This is a genomic window from Dyadobacter sp. CY343 (genome assembly GCF_021390335.1).
Taxonomy (GTDB): domain Bacteria; phylum Bacteroidota; class Bacteroidia; order Cytophagales; family Spirosomataceae; genus Dyadobacter.
Map to the genome: position 1 here is coordinate 357,901 of NZ_JAJUXK010000005.1, position 18,725 is coordinate 376,625.

An 18,725-nucleotide genomic window follows, 5' to 3' on the forward strand; every position below is an offset into this window, starting at 1 on the left:
CTGCGATTAATATTTTGTAATATAACCTAATTTATCGGGAGCGCAACGGTGCAGGGTATTGATCAAGTGGTGCGTCTCTTTTGAAAGGAGTTTACATATTTTCCAGGTTCTGTGTCCTGGTCTGGCTTTGACGGGTATAAGATGAAGGCGAAATACCAGTTACTTTTTTAAATTGATTTGACAAATGGGAGACGCTGCTGTAATGCAGTTTGTGGGAAATTTCGGTGAGATTCAATTCCTTATATGCCAGCAGCTCTTTTACAAGTTCTATTCGGTGGTTGATAATAAATTGGCGGATACTGATCCCGGTTTCTTCGGTAAATATATTTGACAAATAAGTGTAATCGTAGCCTAGTTTTTGGCTGATATAATCAGAATAATTCGTCTTCGGCGGATCTTCATCATTGTGCACCATTTCCACGATAACCGTCTTGATCTTTTCGATCAGGATGCTCCTTTTATCTTCAATTAATTCCAGCCCCGACTTACTCAAATTTTCCCTCAAAAGCTGACGTTCCGCGGTAGTGATATCCTGCATTAATTTAACAACGCAAAGGTCTATCCTGACAAATTCCAGTCCGAGTTTATGTAACTCGTCCCTGACCATCAGCTTACACCTCAGACTCACCATATTTTTAATATATACGAACATATTTCAGAAGGGTTAACACGGAGTAACTACTATAAATATCTGATCCTAAACCTGGGTATCGGATTCAAGTGAAGGTAGGGCAAAGCTTAAATCTAAAAGGTGATTTGACGCACGAAAAGTAGTGACCGTGCGCAAAGAATGCCTGGGAGACAATCAGCGGTACATGCAAATGGGAAACGTTCGGGCTTACAAAGTTTGCCCGGAGTCTTTTACGCTGACATCAAAAATTCCCGTGAGTACTTTGTCATTCCGCTTGACCTGTAAGAAAAGCCTGTATTGGCCGGCTTTGGGGAATGAATAGGGGAAAGTAATGCGGTTTGAATGGTCCATTCCCATCATTCCGCTACCGTTTGTTTCGTACATACCCATTTCGGTCATGAGATATTCCTCCCTCTCCGGGACTGACATCGCCTTTAGCCGCGCCAGATAAGTGTCGACAGTATCCCGGAAAGCGAGGGGGCTGTTCACGAGTTGCGTAGTATCGGCCAGCCGATTTTTGAAGATCTGTTCCGGGGTTTTTGAAAATGATCCTGCCGGGCGCAAATGAATAAACACCGAACCATCGGAGCGGACAACCGCCAGGTGGCCCAATATACCCAGGTAAGGTTCTGGCAGGCAGGCGCTTCCGTCGGGATTGAATAGTTCGAAGTTGAGCTCGTAAGCTTTTCCAGCTTCCAATGCTTCATTTTGTTTCCCCTCCATGATCGCATAAGAACCATCTTCGAAAGCAAGTTTTACCCCGGGCAATCCGCAGATCACAAAATTCTCGCCCGGCTTTGCTTTTCGCGGCGCGCTGATCGGGTTGGTTACCACGTAAGTATCTTCCCCAAAAACCACCTCTGACTGAACTAATGCAGCTTCTTGCCCAGGAATAACGAGCGTATCTGTGATGGTTTCTACGAGTCCGGAATCGGTTACTACATCGGCATATACGAGGTATTTTCCGGCGGGAACGTTGGGTAATTCGGATTCAAAGGTGGTACTATCTTTTCTCTCAGGGTGAATGCGGGCAAACGCGTCGAAGCCGGGAATGCGTATCAGAAAAGTGTGCATGAGTTTTCCTTGGCTGGGAATCAATGTACTTAGCACACTTCCCCTTCCTTCCTGCCGCCAGTTGGTTGTGTCTACCTTTAATTGGAAAATACGCTGGTTATTTTCAGTTCTAACGGATGTATTTCCCTGTAAAGTCCTGGAATTAAGCTGGTTGTTGCAACCAAATGCTATAAACCAGATCGTAAATAGGAAACCTGCGGGAAGTGCAAACAGCCATAAATTTTTCAGCGCAAATATTTTTCTTGGAACAGTCCGATCCTGCCCGTTTGCAGCGGTGGACCGGCGGGGTTTCATTTCCATACCAGTTAACTAGTTTGCCCGCGTCCAATGCATTGATTTCCCGAACGTCGGCATACCTACCCAGCCGCGTACTTCCAGCTTGCCGTCGCTTCCGACTTTCAGTCTGCCGCTGTACCATTTGTTATTTCGCGGATCGTAAATTTTCCCGCCTTCCAGCGTTTGCTTGTCTACAATCGAAAAATCCTTGAATATCACCGCGCCGACTTCACCGTTTTTAATGGCCTTGGAAGGATCCTTTATCCAGGTTATTGTCCCGCAATACTTATTGCCGCAGGGCGCGATCGTGATCTTGGAGGTTTGCACGCCAGGGTACCAGTTGCCTTCGGTAATATGTTTAGCCGCAGGCTTCATGGATAATAAAACGGTACTGCCCAGCAGGAATAGGGAATATAATATTCTGGTACGCATATCAGGAATCGAGATTGATCGGAGATGAATATAGGATTTCAATCATAACTAAAATACCATACCCACGATTATCATGCAACGTAACGATCATTTTGCTGATAGATTTTAGCGGGCGATGTAGGAAGTATAACCGTTAAATAAGTAGGGTTAAGATTATTCAGTGAAAAAATATTAAATATTTCGTAAAACCATAGGTTAGATTTCCCGTCAAAAACACTCGTTATTAAAACAGTCGCTGATGAAAAAACGCCCGGCGGGAATTGACGAGAAACATCTTTGGCAGGAATACCGGGCGGGCAACATCCTTGCACTAGGTAATATCATGCAATCGCTCTATCCTGACCTGTTTCACTGGGGCATGCGGTTGTACGGCGAAAGGGAGTTTGTGAAAGACTGTATCCAGGAAGTGTTTCTGAACCTGTGGAAACTGCATGGAACGATCGGGGAGGTTGAAAATGTGAAAGGCTATTTGCTAATGGTGCTGAAAATTCACATGCTGCGCGAACTGTCTGACAAAAATCAGATGCTGCAAGCGTGCATTGACGACGATTACACGTTTGCGGTCGAATTCTCGGCCGACTCGCAGATGATTGAAGAAGAGCACGAGATATACCAGTTTCGCACGCTGGAAAAAGTGCTCAATTCACTGCCGCAGCGACAAAAAGAATTGATATACCTGCGCTTTTACCAGAATCTGAGTTTCGAGCAGATCGCTTCCGTGATGAATCTTGGCCGGCAATCTGCTTATAACCTGTTTCAAAAATCATTGAATAGCCTTCGCAAGAACTGGCCGGTCGTAGTCCTGTTGTCTTTGCTGTTTGGCGTGTAGTTCTAACAAAATAATCAATCCGGGAAGAAGATGAAGAATTACGCCGCCTATTTACTGGAAGATTTTGCAGGAGACGACGACTTCCGTGACTGGGTGCACGGAGACCGGAGAAAGGAAGATTTTTGGAGGAATTTTCTGAAACAATATCCTGAAAAAGCCGAAGTCATGCAGCGGGCAGAGCAGATCATTCGTGCTTCGCATGTGGCGGAAGAAGCCCTGAGCGGAATGGAAATCAGACGCGAAGTAGACCGTTTTCTGGAAACAGCGAACCAGGCTCATCGAAGCGACACTAGCCGATTTCATCTCAGGCGATGGCTGGCTGCGGCGGCGGTATTGCTGGTCACGCTGTTAGCGGGCTGGCAGTTGTTTCTGCGTGATAAAAATGTGATTTCTAAAAACAATAACACATCATTGACTGCCCCACGACTGGTACAAACGGCCAACGACACGGAAGCACCGATCCGCGTAGCATTGGCAGATGGTTCGGTGGTTGTGCTCAGTCCGAAAAGCAGTATCGGTTATCCTTCCGAGTTCAAAGGCGCCGAGCGAAAAGTGTATCTGAAAGGAGAAGCTGTTTTTTCAGTCACGCGTTCGTCCCGGCCGTTCATGGTGTGCACCGGCGATATGGTGACGAAGGTACTGGGTACGCGCTTCGTAGTGCGTGCATTTGAGCAGGACAAGAAAATCAGCGTTCAGGTTCAATCCGGCAAGGTTTCGGTCTATTCCACCAAACAGGTAGCATCTGCCAATGTCCGCGAGCGGAGTGGCGTGATACTAACCGCGAACCAGGCTGCGATCTTCGAAAAGGAACAAAACCTGGTATCCAAAACGCTCGTCGCGAATCCGATGCCGATTACCAAGGATAGCAAGGTGACTAATCATGAATATGATGAAGTGTCGCTTCCGGTTATCCTGCGGGAATTGGAGAAGGGTTATGGTATTGCGATCCAGTTTGATGAAGAGAGTTTCCGTAAATGCCGGATCACTGCAAACCTTTCGAACGAAACACTTTTTGAGAAACTCGACCTGCTTTGCAAGACCGTCAGTGCGAGCTATGAGATTGTAGATGGGCAGATTACAATAGCGGGCCCAGGCTGTCACTGATCCAAGACTTACTATTCCTAAATAAGCTTACTATTCCTAAACCTTTCAAAAAATGACGTGATCAAACTACCAAAAAAAATCGGCAATGGAAGCACCACTGCCGACAGGTTAACCTCCACTGAATGTCCACTCGCCAAAGTTAAAATTCAGTGAAAAATTCCGTTAAACGAACCTTTAACCTTGAACAAAACTATGAAAAAAATGCTGCCCGGCAATTTGCGGCTAGACTAATGAGATTCTCTCTGATACAGTTTCTGATCATGCTGACAGTAATGGGCATATCGTTTGCGCATGACTCGAACGCCCAGCAATACCTTGATCGCAGGCTGAGCATTGATGCACAGAACGTGCACTTTAAGAAGGTCCTTTCGGATATTGAAAAGTCTACGGACGTCCGTTTCGTGTACAGCTCCCAGGTCATCGAATCTGGCCGGATGATCACGATCCGCCAGCAAAATATGACGCTGGGGCACGTGTTGCAGGTGCTTTTAACGCCATTGCAGATCAATTATGAACTTGTCGGTAAAAAGATCGTGCTTTCAAGCAACACCCGAGACAACCGCCAGTCGGAGGCAAATCCGGGTGCCGACCCGGACCCGGAGCATATTGCCGAATTGCGGATGACAACGGGAAAGGTGACCGATGACAAGGGACTTACACTGGCCGGCGTGAATGTGGTATTGAAAGGTACCCAGATCGGCACCACAACGGATACTGAGGGCCAGTACTCACTCGACGTGCAGTCGGACGGGATATTGGTTTTTAGTTTTGTTGGATATAAAAGTCAGGAAGTGGCCACAGGCGGGCGTACGGAAGTTTCGGTGAGCCTCGTTGCCGAGGACAGAGCTTTGGAAGAGATTGTGGTAGTAGGTTACGGCACTCAGAAGCAAAGGGAAGTGACGGGCTCCATCGCTACTTTGCAGGCGGCGCAGCTGGAAGATCAGCCGGTAGGGCAGTTTGCCCAGAAGTTGCAGGGGCGCATCGCGGGGGTGCAGATCAACCAGGCCACGGGCGTACCAGGAAGCGGCATGACGATCCGGATCCGCGGCGCGGCGTCCATCAATGCAGGTAACTCGCCGCTTTATGTGGTCGACGGTTTCCCGATCGTAGGGGACATTAACAATATCAACCCCAATGAAATTGAAACCTTCTCTGTCCTGAAAGGCGCTTCGGCTGCGGCATTGTATGGTTCACGTGCCGCAAATGGCGTGGTACTGATCACCACCAAACAGGCGAAACCGGGCAAGACGGCGATCCAGTTCAGTGCTACTTTCGGTGTAGCGAATGTGCCGCAAAAGGGACGCGCGAAGCTGATGAATTCAAAAGAGTTTTTGCAGGACCGGAAGGCGATTTTTGAGGATAAGATCAAATACGAAGGATACACCGGCGGAATTCCTGAGCTGTACCAAAACCCGGAAGCCTGGACCGGGCCCGATACCGATTGGTACGAGGAACTGCTGCAACCGGCGGGACAGAATAGCTATAACCTGTCGTTAATGACGAATAAGGACAATTTCAGCTCGGCTACCACCGTCGGTTATTACAAGGAAAAAGGCGCTGTGATCAATAGCGATTTCCAGCGTTTCTCTTTGCGTACCAACAATGAATACCGGGTCAATAAGGCGATCAGAGTGGGCATAAATGTGGCGCCGACTTACCAGGTGGGCAATAACCCGACCAATTCTAGTGATGATTTTTCGAATGGGGACGGATTTTACAGCCTGATCTACTCGGCGATCATCACGCCGCCGATTTTTTCACCCTACGAAACAAATCCGGATGGTACGAAAAAGGTGAGTTTTTCTGGTCCGGGGTTATTTACTTTTCCAAACTGGAAACGGTCGCTGGAAGAAACCACCAATAAAAGTTCTTCCACGCGCGTCCTCGCGAATGCTTATGCCGAGGTTGATTTTCTGAAAGATTTTCGGTTCAAAAGTTCGGTATCGATCGATTTGCAGGATCGGAGGCAGCGTACTTTCAGCCCGTCCACTGTCGGAACGATTTTCGCAAATGCGCCCAAGCTGGCTGTCGGTTCCTATCGTACCAGTCAATACACTTCCTGGCTGACCGAAAATACATTGAACTATACCAAAACAATCGGCGGCAATCATAATGTAGAGGCGCTGGTAGGGTATTCCGCCCAGCTTTTCAGACAGGAAAATAATCTCCTCACAGGAACCAGCTTTCCGGATGACGCAGTGAGCTGGATCGACGCGGCGGCGATTAAAAACGGAGGAAGCAATTCCAGTGAATGGTCGTTGCTTTCTATGTTCACGCGTTTGAACTACAATTATAAAGGCAAATACCTGCTCGCAGCGTCCATTCGCCGCGACGGTTCGTCCCGTTTCGGGTCTGAAAATCGCTGGGGCTCGTTCCCGTCGATATCGGCTGGCTGGATCATTTCCGATGAAGCTTTTGCGCAGAGATGGAAGTCTGTCAGTTACCTTAAAATCCGGTCGGAATACGGCGACGCGGGGAACTTCAATATTGGTAACTACAACCAGTTCGGTAACATCGTGACTTCCAACTATGTATTTGGCGGGGCGCTGGTTCAGGGCCGGAGTCCTTCCAGTATCGGTAACAATCGACTCACCTGGGAAACCACGCGCGGAATGGATTTCGGATTAGATGTCGGCCTGTTCAACGACCGGATTTCGCTGACGCTGGACTACTATACCAAACGTACCAAAAACATGCTCTACCAGGTGGATATCCCGGCAGGTACGGGCTTTTCCAACATCCAGGACAATATAGGGGAGTTCAAATTCTGGGGTTACGAAGTGGGCGCTACTACAAGGAACCTGGTCGGCGCATTGAAATGGACAACTGATTTCAATGTAACCGTGAACAGGAACCGCGTAATGAAACTGGGCACTAACAATACACCGATCGGGGGTATCGGTGAATATTCGTCTGATATCTGGAAAACGGAGGTGGGCCGCCCGATGGGACAATTTTACGGGTATGTGTTCGATGGGATCTATAAAACGCAGGAGGAGTTTGATTCGCAGGCCAAGCACAGCACTTCCCAGGTCGGCACAGCCCGTATGAAAGACCTCAACAACGACGGCGTGATCGATACAAAAGACCGTACCTACATCGGTAACCCAAGTCCGAAATTTTTGTTCGGGATCAATAACAGTCTCACCTACAAGAACTTCGATTTGAACCTGGTCTTTTCCGGCGCGGTTGGTAACAAAATGTACTACTCGCTGGCGGAATGGACAGAAACACTCGAAGGGATATTCAATGTGGAGAAATATATGAAAGACCGGTGGCGGTCGGAGGAGAATCCGGGAGCGGGAATAATCGGTCGGTCGCTGTCTGGTACCACTTCCTTTCCAAGAAGCAATTCCGACAGGCTGGTGCTCGACGCTTCCTATCTGACACTCAAAAATGTCACGCTGGGATATACATTGCCGCGCCTCACGAAGTTTGTCAGCAAGGCGCGGATATTCGTCAGCATTCAGCAGGCATTTGTATTGACCAAATACAAAGGATCGAACCCGGAAGCCAGCCTGAACGGACTAAATGGACTTCGGGAAGGTGTGGATGTGAGCCCGTATCCCGTTCCGCGGACTTCGGCTTTGGGTTTGAATGTAAGCTTCTAATCGCTAACCTTTTACAAGATGAAAAATAGTATATATATCATCCTTTTACTCACGATCGCATTGAGTTCGTGCTCAGACGAATTTTTGAACCGCGTGCCTGAAAGCTCGGTCACTTCCGGTAACTTTTACGAAACCGAGGCCCAGTTTGAACAGGCACTAATCGGCGCTTATGCTTCGCTGCGTGCCGGAAAAGGGTCCATTGCTTCCTGGACAATGGGCGAAATGCGGTCGGATAATACCCATTTGGAATTCAATAACACAAACCGCGGCGGACAATATATTGAACGAGAGGACACTGATTTTTTTCTGGATAGGGTTGTAAGTGGTGTCGTGGCAGACAAGTACAATACCCTTTATGTAGGCGTCGCAAGAACCAATGCTATCCTGGATAATATTCCTAACGCGGCGTTCGGTCAGGCTGCGGTTGACAATATCGTCGCACAGGCCAAGTTCCTGCGGGCGGTTTATTACTTCGAGCTCGTGCGCTATTTTGGCGGCGTTCCTTTGTATCTCACGACTGTGAAAGCAGCCGGTGAAGCTTATATTCCGAGATCGTCTGTGGAAGAAGTTTATAAAGTGATTTTAGCTGATGTATCCGAAGCGGTTGCCAAGCTGCCGGCACCGACCTTTCCGCAGAGCGGCCGCGCCAATAAAGGTACCGCGCGTATGCTTTTGGCAGATATTTATCTAACCCAAAAAAACTGGTCGGGCGCAGAAAATGAACTGAAAGCTATTATCGAAATGGGTTACTCGCTGCTGCCGGAATATGCTTCTGTGTTCAGCCCGGCTAATAAGAACAGCAGTGAATCTATTTTGGAGATACAATATCAGCAAGGAAATCAGGGACAGCAAAGTGATTTTTTGTATCCTTTTTTACCATTGGCTTCGGATGTTAAGATCATCACAGGCATTATGTCGCAAAACCGGCAGGGTGGCGGCTGGAATGTCCCAACTTATGAAATGATAGAAACGTACGAACCCGGCGATAAGCGACTTACTGCCTCCATTGCTATTGCCGAAGGCACCGGTGTAGTGGGGGATATGGTGATAGAGGCGATCAAAAGTCCGGTGGGATATAAAGTGCCGGCTGGAAAACGCGCTTATCCTTTTATCAAAAAATACCTGCACGCCCACAGTCTGGAACAGAATACCGACGATAACTTCCCGATCTACCGATATTCCGACGCGCTGCTTTCGATGGCCGAGGCACTGAATGAGCAGGGCAAATCAGCAGACGCGCTGAAATACCTGAACATGGTACGGCAACGTGCGGGACTCGCCGCCTCCGCCAACACCAACCAGGCGCAACTACGTGATATCATCCTGCACGAACGCCGGGTCGAATTTGCATTCGAGAACAAGCGCTGGCTCGATCTTGTGCGAACCGGAAAGGCGATTGAAGTGATGACAAAGAATGGGGAGTATATTAAAAAGGCGCATGCCGGGGAATCTTACATTCCCGCTAACAGCTACCAGATCACAGAACAAAAACTGCTTTTCCCTATTCCAAACCGGGAGATACTGATCGGGGACCTGCAACAAAATCCTGGGTATTGATTAAAACAAAAAATGCTGAAATGCGCTTGTTGATAAATAGAAAAAGAATGAGGAGGGTGGGCTGGCAAATGGCATTCTGTGGCCTGGGTTGGGCTGCATTGCTTTTGTTTTCTTGCGGAGAAAAGGCTGCTGAACAGGAAGTTGGCTCGTTTGACGGTGAGGTGAGTTATAATTTTGATATACGGCCGATCCTGTCTGACAAATGCCTGGCCTGTCATGGGCCCGATGCCAACAAGCGGGAAGCGGGATTACGGCTGGATATTGCAGAAGATGCTTACAAGGCATTGAAGGAAAATCCCGGAATGCATGGTATCGTTCCGGGAAAACCTGCTCTTTCCGAAGTCTATTTACGGATCACGACGAGTGATACCAGCCTCCTGATGCCTCCTAAATCCTCTAACCTGCGTCTGACCGGCGAGGAAGTGGAATTGATCGGGAAATGGATCAAGCAGGGTGCGAAATATGAAAAGCACTGGGCGTTTGTCGCGCCTAAAAAATCTCAGCTGCCCAAAGTAAAGGATGAATCCTGGCCCAAAAATGAGATCGATCGTTTCATTCTTGCTATGCAGGAACGCAAAGGATTGTCTCCCAATCCCGAGGCGGATCGCGAGCGTTTGTTGAAGAGGCTAAGCCTCGACCTGACTGGTCTTCCGCCGGATATCACGATGATGGACGATTTTCTGGCAGATCAGAGCCCGAAAGCTTACGAAAAAGTAGTCGATAAGCTGCTGGCGAGTCCGGCGTACGGGGAGCGAATGGCGCTGCCGTGGCTGGATGTGGCGAGGTATTCAGATTCGTACGGTTACCAGATGGATAATTTCCGCACGCAGTGGCCGTGGCGCGATTGGGTAATCCACGCATTTAACAAAAATATATCTTATAAGGACTTTATTACCTGGCAGTTAGCCGGTGATCTGATACCGGGCGGTGGAAAAGAACAGCTTCTCGCAACGGGCTTCAACCGGAATCACAAGATCACCGAAGAAGGCGCGGTAGACGAAGAAGAATACCGGATCAGCTACGTGACCGACCGCAGCGACACATTTGGCAAAGCATTACTGGGCGTCACCATGGAATGCGCCCATTGCCACGACCATAAATATGACCCGGTTACGCAGAAGGAATATTTTCAGATGTTTTCATTTTTCAATAATGTGAACGAAATGCGTGCGGTATATACCGCCATCGACCCATCGGTAGGAAAGCCCGAAGCTTACGCCAAAAAGCCGATGATGGAAATTACCGACGCAGATGCAAAGGGTATTCTTGACTTCGTAAATAAACAGGACACTGCCCGCCTGATCGTTTCGGTTATGGGGGATCTCGATTCATTACGAAAGACTTATGTATTGCAAAGAGGTATTTTTAATTCTTATGGAGAAGAAGTGCAGGCTGGCACACCCAGGTCTATCCTGCCTTTTGATCCGGAATATCCCAAGAATCGCCTCGGCCTGGCGAAGTGGCTTTTTGATAAGCGCAATCCGTTGACGGCGAGGGTGTTCGTGAATAGAATGTGGCAGGAATTTTTTGGAAGAGGTATTGTAAAAACAGTGGGCGACTTCGGTATGCAGGGCGAGCTCCCCACACATCCTGCGCTCCTGGACTGGCTGGCTGTCGATTTTGCTGAACATAACTGGGATATGAAACGGCTCGTCAAACAAATGGTGATGTCGGCTACTTACCGGCAGTCGGTGGTAGTGAATGCGGATAAAAGAAATGCAGATCCTGAAAATATCTATCTGGCGAGGTCGCCGCGTTACCGCATTCCCGCGGAATTTGTGAAAGATGTGGTGCTTGCCAGCAGCGGCCTGCTCAACAGGCAGATCGGCGGCCCGAGCGTAAAACCTTATCAGCCTGAGGGGCTTTGGGAAGGAGCTACCGCAGGTGGAGACGGTTTATTGTCCGTATACCGACAGGATCACGGGCCCGATTTGTACCGGCGTGGCATGTACACCTTTGTGAAACGGACGGTGCCGCCGCCATCGATGGCGATCTTCGACGCGAGCAACAGGGATCTGTGTGAGGTTTCCCGTCAAAAAACCAATACGCCGTTACAGGCACTGGTGATGATGAATGATCCCGCCGTGTTGGAAGCGTCACGTGTGCTGGCTGCGAGGTTGTTGCAGGAAAAAAAACCGGTTGAGGATAAAATCACGAAAGCATTCAGGCAGATCGTTTGCAGGAAACCGACAGCCAGAGAATTGGCTGTACTTGTGGAATATTATGCCGAAGAACAAAAAGCGATGACCGATGCAAAGGCCGCCAAGTCGGTGATGCTGGGCGAATATCCGCTTTCAAAAGTGGACAGGAAACAACTGGCTGTGCTAATGCGCGTAATATCTACGATTTATAACCTGGAAGAGGCGATTACAAAAACATGAGCAAGATGCAGAACGAAATTCTTGAACATTATCTGACTTTCAACCGGCGACGGTTCCTGTCAAAACTCAGCCTGGGAATAGGTAGTGCCGCCCTGGGCTCATTGCTGATACCTGATCTTTTCAGTAAAGATACTGCTGGTGCCGGGGCCGATTTTCCGCCTGGCATTCCCCATTTTGCTCCCAAGGCGAAACGGGTGATCTACCTCTTTCAAAACGGCGCCCCGTCGCAGCTCGAATCCTTTGATTATAAACCCAAACTGCGGGAAATGAATGGCCAGGATCTTCCCGAATCCGTGCGCGGCGGTCAGCGTCTTACCGGCTTTACTGCCACCCAGGCGTCGCTGCCGATGGTAGGTTCGTTTGTCGATTTCAAGCAATATGGCCAGTCCAGGGCGTGGATCAGTGACCTTTTTCCGCATACGGCGAAGGTGGTCGACGATATCTGTATTATCCGGTCGATGCACACGGAAGCGATCAACCACGACCCGGCGATCACTTTTTTTCAAACAGGCGCGCAACAGGGGAACCGCCCCAGCATGGGCGCATGGCTGAGTTACGGATTGGGCAGTGAGAACAAAAACCTGCCCGCATTTACTGTTTTGATTTCGAGGGGAAAAGGGAATAGTCAGGGTGTTTATTCCAAATTATGGTCCAACGGTTTTCTCGATTCTATTCACCAGGGCGTGCAATTCAGCAAGGGTGAAAATCCGGTGCTTTACCTCAACGATCCCGAAGGAATGGACAAGGCCGACCGCCGTCGTATGCTGGACAAACTTTCGTCCCTGAACGAAATGGCGCACGAAGAGCTCGGTGATCCGGAGATTACGAGCAAGATCAGGCAATATGAAATGGCTTACCGCATGCAGACAGCCGTGCCTGAAACGCTCGACCTCTCGAAAGAATCGGACGATATTATCAAGCTCTATGGCCCCGAATGCATGATTCCCGGCACCTTTGCGGCGAATTGTCTGCTTGCCCGAAAGTTGTCAGAAAACGGGGTAAGGTTCGTGCAGCTTTATCACCAGGGCTGGGACCAGCACGCCGACCTTCCGCGGGACATCAGCTGGCAGGCGAAAGACGTCGATCAGGCGTCGGCAGCGCTGGTAACCGACCTTAAACAGCGTGGTATGCTCGACGAAACGCTGGTGATCTGGGGCGGCGAATTCGGCCGGACCAATTTCAGCCAGGGCGCGCTTACCAAGGACAATTACGGCCGCGACCACCATCCGCGCTGTTTCAGCATCTGGATGGCGGGCGGCGGCGTGAAGCCGGGGATCGTTTATGGTGAAACAGACGAGTTCGGGTACAATGTGATCAAAGATCCCGTGCATGTCCACGACTTTCAGGCAACGGTCATGAACCAGCTTGGGTTGGATCACGAAAAGCTGGTTTACAAGCATTTGGGTCGCCGGTTCCGGTTGACGGATGTTTCGGGAAAGGTGATCAGGGATATTCTTTCCTGATACGCCTTTAAGAAGAAACTATTCGCTCCGGAGCACGTCTACCGGATTGCTCCTTGCTGCTTTCAATGTCTGAGAACCGATCATCAGGAATGCGATCACGAGTACTGCCAGCAGGCCGGCAAAGAGTTCGGCGATTTGTACGGGCGTATGGTACGGGAAGTTGGTGAGTACGAATTTTTCAAAAAACAGATAGGTTACCGGCAGCGCAATCAACGCCGATATCGACAGCAGGATCAGGAAGCCGCGGCTTAGTAAAAAGATAAGACTGCCTGAGCTCGCGCCCATTACTTTGCGGATACCAATTTCCTTCAACCTGGTTTCAGTAGTGAATACGACCATTCCAAACAATCCCATCGATGCAATGGAAATGGCGAGGACCGAGAGAAAACCAATGATCTTGATCATCGTGGAAAATTCGCTGTAAGCTTCTTCTATTTCCTGGTCATAAAAATTAGCCTTGAATGGATGAACACGGTCGATTTTTTTCCAGGTTGATTCAATCTTTGCCATTGTCGCCAGCATGTCGGCACTTTGAATTTTAGCATTAACAATAGCCCCGTCTTCCGGTGTCCAGAACATGAATGCGGCCGGTTCTATGAGGTTGTCGACCTTGCCATAGTGAAAGTCTTTCATCACGCCGACGATGGTCATTTTGCGATCATTGATCCGAAAACTATTGAAAGCCACCTCTTTCCCGATCGCCTGCTCGGGGCTACCCAGGTTAAAAAGCTTCAATACCTGCTCATTGACGATCACTTCACGAGCAGCCGCGGCTGTGGTGGGCCGGGCGATAAAATTGCTGCCTGCGAGTAGCTTGTAGCCGTGCAGCGGCAGATAATTCTCGTCGACGTGATTGGTCAATACCAGCGCGGAGTCCCTGGAATCCTTGTATTTCATGTGGCCGCCCCACGCATTTCCCACGCTGGTTACGAGCAGCGACCGGGAAACTGCGCTCACTTCCGGCATTTCACTCAGCTCTTTCGAAAGGGCGTCGGGCTTATTTCCCTGCATATTAATGTTCAGGATATTTTCTGTGTTAAAACCCAGATCGAATGCGAGGATGTTTTTATACTGTACATAACCTACGGCGGTGGTGGTGATGAAAATCAAAGTGATCGTATATTGAACCACCACCAATGCGCGCCTGAGTGTCAGGTGTTTGAAGACTTTTACTGAGGATACATTGCCCAGCGCATGGATCGCGCTCACTTTGGAAAAGAATATGGCGGGCATGAAGCCGGCGATCACACCCACTGTCACTGAAAAGAATACAAATGCTGCAACCATAGCAGGCGTGAGATCGAGCTTCACGGTGCGCTGCATTTCAGGGGCCATGCCGATCAGCTGCGGACGCAATACCAAAAATATAAAATAGGAGAGGAAAAGGGCCGCCAGCGAGATCATAATCGCCTCGGCAAAAAATTGCTGTCGGACCTGGCCTTTCTGTGCCCCGATCGCCTTGCGAAGACCAACTTCCTTGAAGCGGCGCATAGCGCGTGCGATCGAGAGATTGGTGTAATTAAAACACGCAGATAACATCACAATAAATGCAAGCCCGCCCAGTATCCACAACACAGCTGTGGGCATATGCGGGCCCGAATTGCCGCTCATGGAGCCGGAACGCAGACTTTCCCCGACCACAATGTCATTCAAAGGAAGCAGTTCGAGCCGGATCTTCGTTTTTTCATCGGCCAGATTTTCCTGCTTTGCTATTGCGTCAAGCTGCGGTTGAATGGAGGAAACATCGGCTTTTTCCGGTAATAGCAGGTATACCGAATTTGAAAACATATTGGTCCAATTCTCGAAATTCTTGTCCTGCTTATTGAGCTGCCCGGCCGTGGACAGCGATACCAGTGCTTCGAAACTAATGTGCGAAAAGAAAGGAACATCCTTCATGACACCGGTCACCTGGTAATCCAGGGTGTCAAACTTAACCGCTTTGCCGACCGCAGATTGGTTGCCAAACAACTTCTTTGCCGCTGTTTCCGTAAGCACCACCGAGTAGGGGTCACGCAGCGCGGTTTCGGGATTTCCTTCCAGCATTGGAAAAGTGAAAATCCTGAATAGCGACGGCTGGGCCCACAATCCTTTGATAGGAAGAATATGATCGCCTACTTTCGCATCCGCCGAAAAATCGTTGCGCAGGGTAGCTACTTCTTCGACACCGGTCACTTTCTCCCGGATCAGCTTGCCAGTTTTAAGTGATGTCGATGAAAATTTTCCACCTTGTTCACCCTGAAAACTCGCTATATTGGTAATGCGATATATCCGCTCACCGTTTTTGTGAAACCTGTCATACGAACGCAGATCAAGCACGAATGCGATCAGCAATAAACCGACCGACATACTGATAGCAAGACCGACAATATTAATAGCAGAGAACAGTTTGTTGCGCATTAAGCTGCGTCCCGATGTTTTGAAGTAGCTTCCTATCATGGTTCAGTCTGAGATATTTCCAACGACTTTTCGAAACTTTCGTGCCTTTGTTGCAAGCTACTGACGTTCAATAAGTTGATTTGTTCTTTTTTACGACTGTTGTTCGAAAATGGACAATTCTTACTTTTAATCGCACATCTTGTAGAAGGACCGGGTTTCAGGTTAAGCAGGCATAATATTTTATCCGGTATCGTTGGATTATAACCGAAATGAAAAATGTTTAGCGTTTCTCCTCATCAAAAAACAACCGGCCCTGCCGTATTAAGTTCGAATTGTCTCCTGATTATCAATAGGTTTTGCCAACGTTCAGCTGCATATCAGCTGCTTATTGAATCGCATTTTTACCAAAAACTTCAAGTATTGCTGATGCCGCTGGCAGACCCTGCCACCGGGTTAAGCAGGCACGGTCGGAAGATCTGTCAGGATATCGCATAAGCGACGTATAGCTCGGATTGTTGTGCACTTTTAGCTGTTTCCAGCGAGTTTTTGAAGGATCAGATATGCATCAAGAAGGGCCTTTTGCGCCCGAAACTACCAGAAGAAAAGTCTGCAAATCTTAATAACGAATACTGATAATGAAGAAAGGACATCGTGTAGAGGTTCCCACCCCATGGCAGAGATTAATGGGGATGCTGTATGTAGAAAGGACCACGATCAACTATATATTTATTTATGCTATGCTGATCGGCCTTATCGGGCTGAGCCTGCCGCTGGGTACTACCGCGGTTTTCAACTTTCTGTCCAACGGAGCAATATACAGCTCCACGTATATATTGATCGGTGTCGTGCTGCTCGGTGTAGTGGTGGGAGGGTTATTGCTGATCGGCCAGCTCACTTTGGTTGAAGTGGTCGAGCAGAAGATATTTGCAAAGGCGACACTGGAATTCGCGTACCGTTTTCCAAGAATAAAAAAATCGGAACTGACGGGTGAATATCCACCTGAGCTGGTCAACCGCTTTTTTGAGGTACTGACTATTCAGAAAGGGCTGACAAAACTGCTGGTAGATGTGGTCGCATCGAGCGTCCAAATCTTCTTTGCTGCGATCCTGCTTTCGTTCTATCACCCCGTATTCGTCGTATTTGGGGTTTTTACGGTGCTCATCATTTTACTAATGCTAGCGCTTTTTTATAAAAGGGGTGTTTTGACGAGTATTGACGAATCTGAATATAAGTATGAAGTCGTGGCTTACCTGGAATCGGTTGCGGGCGATCTGGACCGTTATCGCGACCAGCCTGCGCAGCTGAAAAAGGTGATCCTTGAAACCGACAAGATTACTGCCAGTTATCTGAAAGCGAGAAAAGCGCACTTCAAGATCCTGAGAAAGTTCTTCGCCAGCTCGGTCGCATTACGGACGATCTTAATGGGCGGCCTTTTGTTTATGGGATCTTATTACGTAATCGAGCGGCAGATCACACTGGGGCAATTTGTTGCTGCTGAGGTGATTATCGTACAGATCAGTTATGCGGTCGAGAAATTCATGACAAGTTTAAATACAATATTCGATATGGTGACCGGTGCCGAAAAGCTGGCAGTGGTTACAGATCTGGAACTGGAAGAAAGCGAGGTGAGCAATGGCTACTAATACAACAGAAAAGAAGATGTGGGAAGAAATGGGGCCGTTTTCCCATCGCGAAGTACTGAAAACGCGAGGCCCCGTATTGCTTGGCAAAATCATGCTGGTGCTTCTTTTGGTCTTCGTGGTCGGGCTGTTCCTGCCCTGGCGGCAAACCATTCCCGGCCGCGGTTACGTAACTGCATTGAGACCGGAAGACAGGCCGCAAACCGTTCAGAATCAAATTGGTGGCCGCATTGAACACTGGGCGGTACGCGAAGGGGAGCATGTAAACAAAGGTGATACGATCCTGGTCATTTCAGAAACCAGCCAATCGTATTTTGACCCCCAATTACCTTTGCGGCTACAAGAGCAGCTACGTGCAAAAGAAGGAAGTGAGGGCGCAGCTGCCCAGAAAATGGCGGCTACTGTTGCCCAGATGGACGCCCTGCGCGCAGGATTGACGATTAAACTCAACTCAGCCAGAAACAAAGTGCGCCAGGCGGAAAACAACGTACAGATCGACAGTGCCGATCTCGTAGCAGTTCAGCGGTTTTTTGATATTGCCAAATCGCGGCTTACCCGTTACGAGGCGGGTTACGAAAAAGGGCTGTTCTCCCTCACCGATATCGAATCCCGGAGACTGAAATTGCAGGAGGATAACGCCAAAGTGATCAGTCAGCAGAATAAGCTGAACAATTCGGTTCAATCGTTACGGAATGCGCAGATCGAGCTGGACAATATCAAGGCGGAATACGATCAGTCGCTTGCAAAAGCACAGTCTGAACTCAGTTCGGCGCTTTCAAGTAAGGTGAGTGCGCAGGGGGAAATATCGAAACTGCGCAACGAGATCTCCAATAATGATATCCGCAGAGGATTGTATGTAGTCCGTGCGCCGCAGGCTGGTTTTGTTGTCAAAACGCTGAAAGCGGGTATTGGGGAGAATATCAAGGAAGGCGAATCGATCGCCACACTTCAACCCGACTCGCCGTTGGTGGCCGCCGAAATATATGTGGATGCGATGGATGTGCCGCTGATCTTGAACAACAGCGACGTAAGGTTACAGTTTGAAGGCTGGCCGTCGGTGCAGTTTTCCGGCTGGCCGTCTGTGGCGGTGGGTACCTTCGCGGGAAAGGTGTCGGTAATCGACCTGGTGAGTAGCGAAGGGGGAAAATATCGCCTTTTGGTAAGGCCCGCCGATCCGGTACCCGACAAAGACCAGCCGTGGCCCAAGCAGCTGCGGCAGGGATCGGGCGTTTATGGGCGTGTGATTCTGGAATCGGTGCCGCTGTGGTATGAGATATGGCGGCTGCTCAATGGATTTCCGCCAAGCCTGAAAGCGGAGCCGGCTGTGCAGGTGGGTGTCATAAATTGATAA

General features: G+C 49.0%; 12 protein-coding genes. 8 read left to right on the forward strand and 4 right to left on the reverse strand.

Features of this window, described 5'->3' with window-relative positions; translation table 11 throughout:
• Nucleotides 1-91 precede the first annotated feature (91 nt).
• The 3 genes from LZG94_RS19195 to LZG94_RS19205 all read right to left on the reverse strand — a co-directional run bounded on the left by LZG94_RS19195 (nt 92) and on the right by LZG94_RS19205 (nt 2,413).
• Entirely contained in the window at nt 92-652 is a 561-nt protein-coding gene (locus LZG94_RS19195) for an AraC family transcriptional regulator (RefSeq protein WP_215231687.1), read from the reverse strand.
• Between the two features lie 186 nt (nt 653-838).
• A complete protein-coding gene (locus LZG94_RS19200) occupies nt 839-1,999 on the reverse strand; it encodes a hypothetical protein (protein WP_233793412.1) in 1,161 nt (386 codons plus the stop codon).
• A gap of 15 nt (nt 2,000-2,014) precedes the next feature.
• Nucleotides 2,015-2,413, reverse strand: coding sequence for a DUF2147 domain-containing protein (locus tag LZG94_RS19205; protein ID WP_233793413.1), 399 nt, complete (start codon nt 2,411-2,413; stop codon nt 2,015-2,017).
• Nucleotides 2,414-2,651: 238 nt separating this feature from the next.
• Between LZG94_RS19205 and LZG94_RS19210 the strand changes: the two genes are divergently transcribed.
• The 6 genes from LZG94_RS19210 to LZG94_RS19235 all read left to right on the forward strand — a co-directional run bounded on the left by LZG94_RS19210 (nt 2,652) and on the right by LZG94_RS19235 (nt 13,358).
• A complete protein-coding gene (locus tag LZG94_RS19210; protein ID WP_233793414.1) occupies nt 2,652-3,242 on the forward strand; it encodes an RNA polymerase sigma factor in 591 nt (196 codons plus the stop codon).
• A 30-nt stretch (nt 3,243-3,272) separates the two neighbouring features.
• The gene (locus LZG94_RS19215; protein WP_233793415.1) at nt 3,273-4,346 is read left to right on the forward strand and encodes a FecR domain-containing protein; all 1,074 of its coding nucleotides are present in this window, start codon (nt 3,273-3,275) and stop codon (nt 4,344-4,346) included.
• 230 nt (nt 4,347-4,576) lie between these two features.
• On the forward strand, nt 4,577-7,957 hold the full coding sequence (locus tag LZG94_RS19220; protein ID WP_233793416.1) for a TonB-dependent receptor: 3,381 nt from the start codon (nt 4,577-4,579) through the stop codon (nt 7,955-7,957).
• A gap of 18 nt (nt 7,958-7,975) precedes the next feature.
• Nucleotides 7,976-9,514 (forward strand): RagB/SusD family nutrient uptake outer membrane protein, encoded by a 1,539-nt coding sequence (locus tag LZG94_RS19225; RefSeq protein WP_233793417.1) that lies wholly within the window; start codon nt 7,976-7,978, stop codon nt 9,512-9,514.
• A 47-nt stretch (nt 9,515-9,561) separates the two neighbouring features.
• Nucleotides 9,562-11,895, forward strand: a complete 2,334-nt coding sequence (locus LZG94_RS19230) for a DUF1553 domain-containing protein (RefSeq protein WP_409013331.1) — start codon at nt 9,562-9,564, stop codon at nt 11,893-11,895.
• Between the two features lie 5 nt (nt 11,896-11,900).
• Nucleotides 11,901-13,358 carry a DUF1501 domain-containing protein gene (locus LZG94_RS19235; protein ID WP_233793419.1) on the forward strand — a complete coding sequence of 486 codons (1,458 nt, stop codon included), beginning with the start codon at nt 11,901-11,903 and terminating at the stop codon, nt 13,356-13,358.
• Nucleotides 13,359-13,376: 18 nt separating this feature from the next.
• Here LZG94_RS19235 and LZG94_RS19240 read toward each other — a convergent pair whose 3' ends face one another.
• Nucleotides 13,377-15,794: an ABC transporter permease gene (locus LZG94_RS19240; RefSeq protein ID WP_233793420.1), complete on the reverse strand. Its 2,418-nt coding sequence runs from the start codon at nt 15,792-15,794 to the stop codon at nt 13,377-13,379.
• A 575-nt stretch (nt 15,795-16,369) separates the two neighbouring features.
• Here LZG94_RS19240 and LZG94_RS19245 point away from each other — a divergent pair.
• Nucleotides 16,370-17,377, forward strand: coding sequence for an ABC transporter ATP-binding protein (locus LZG94_RS19245; protein WP_233793421.1), 1,008 nt, complete (start codon nt 16,370-16,372; stop codon nt 17,375-17,377).
• Complete coding sequence (locus tag LZG94_RS19250; RefSeq protein ID WP_233793422.1) at nt 17,367-18,722, forward strand: HlyD family secretion protein; 1,356 nt, start codon at nt 17,367-17,369, stop codon at nt 18,720-18,722. The genes LZG94_RS19245 and LZG94_RS19250 overlap by 11 nt, the downstream gene beginning before the upstream one ends.
• Nucleotides 18,723-18,725 lie beyond the last annotated feature (3 nt).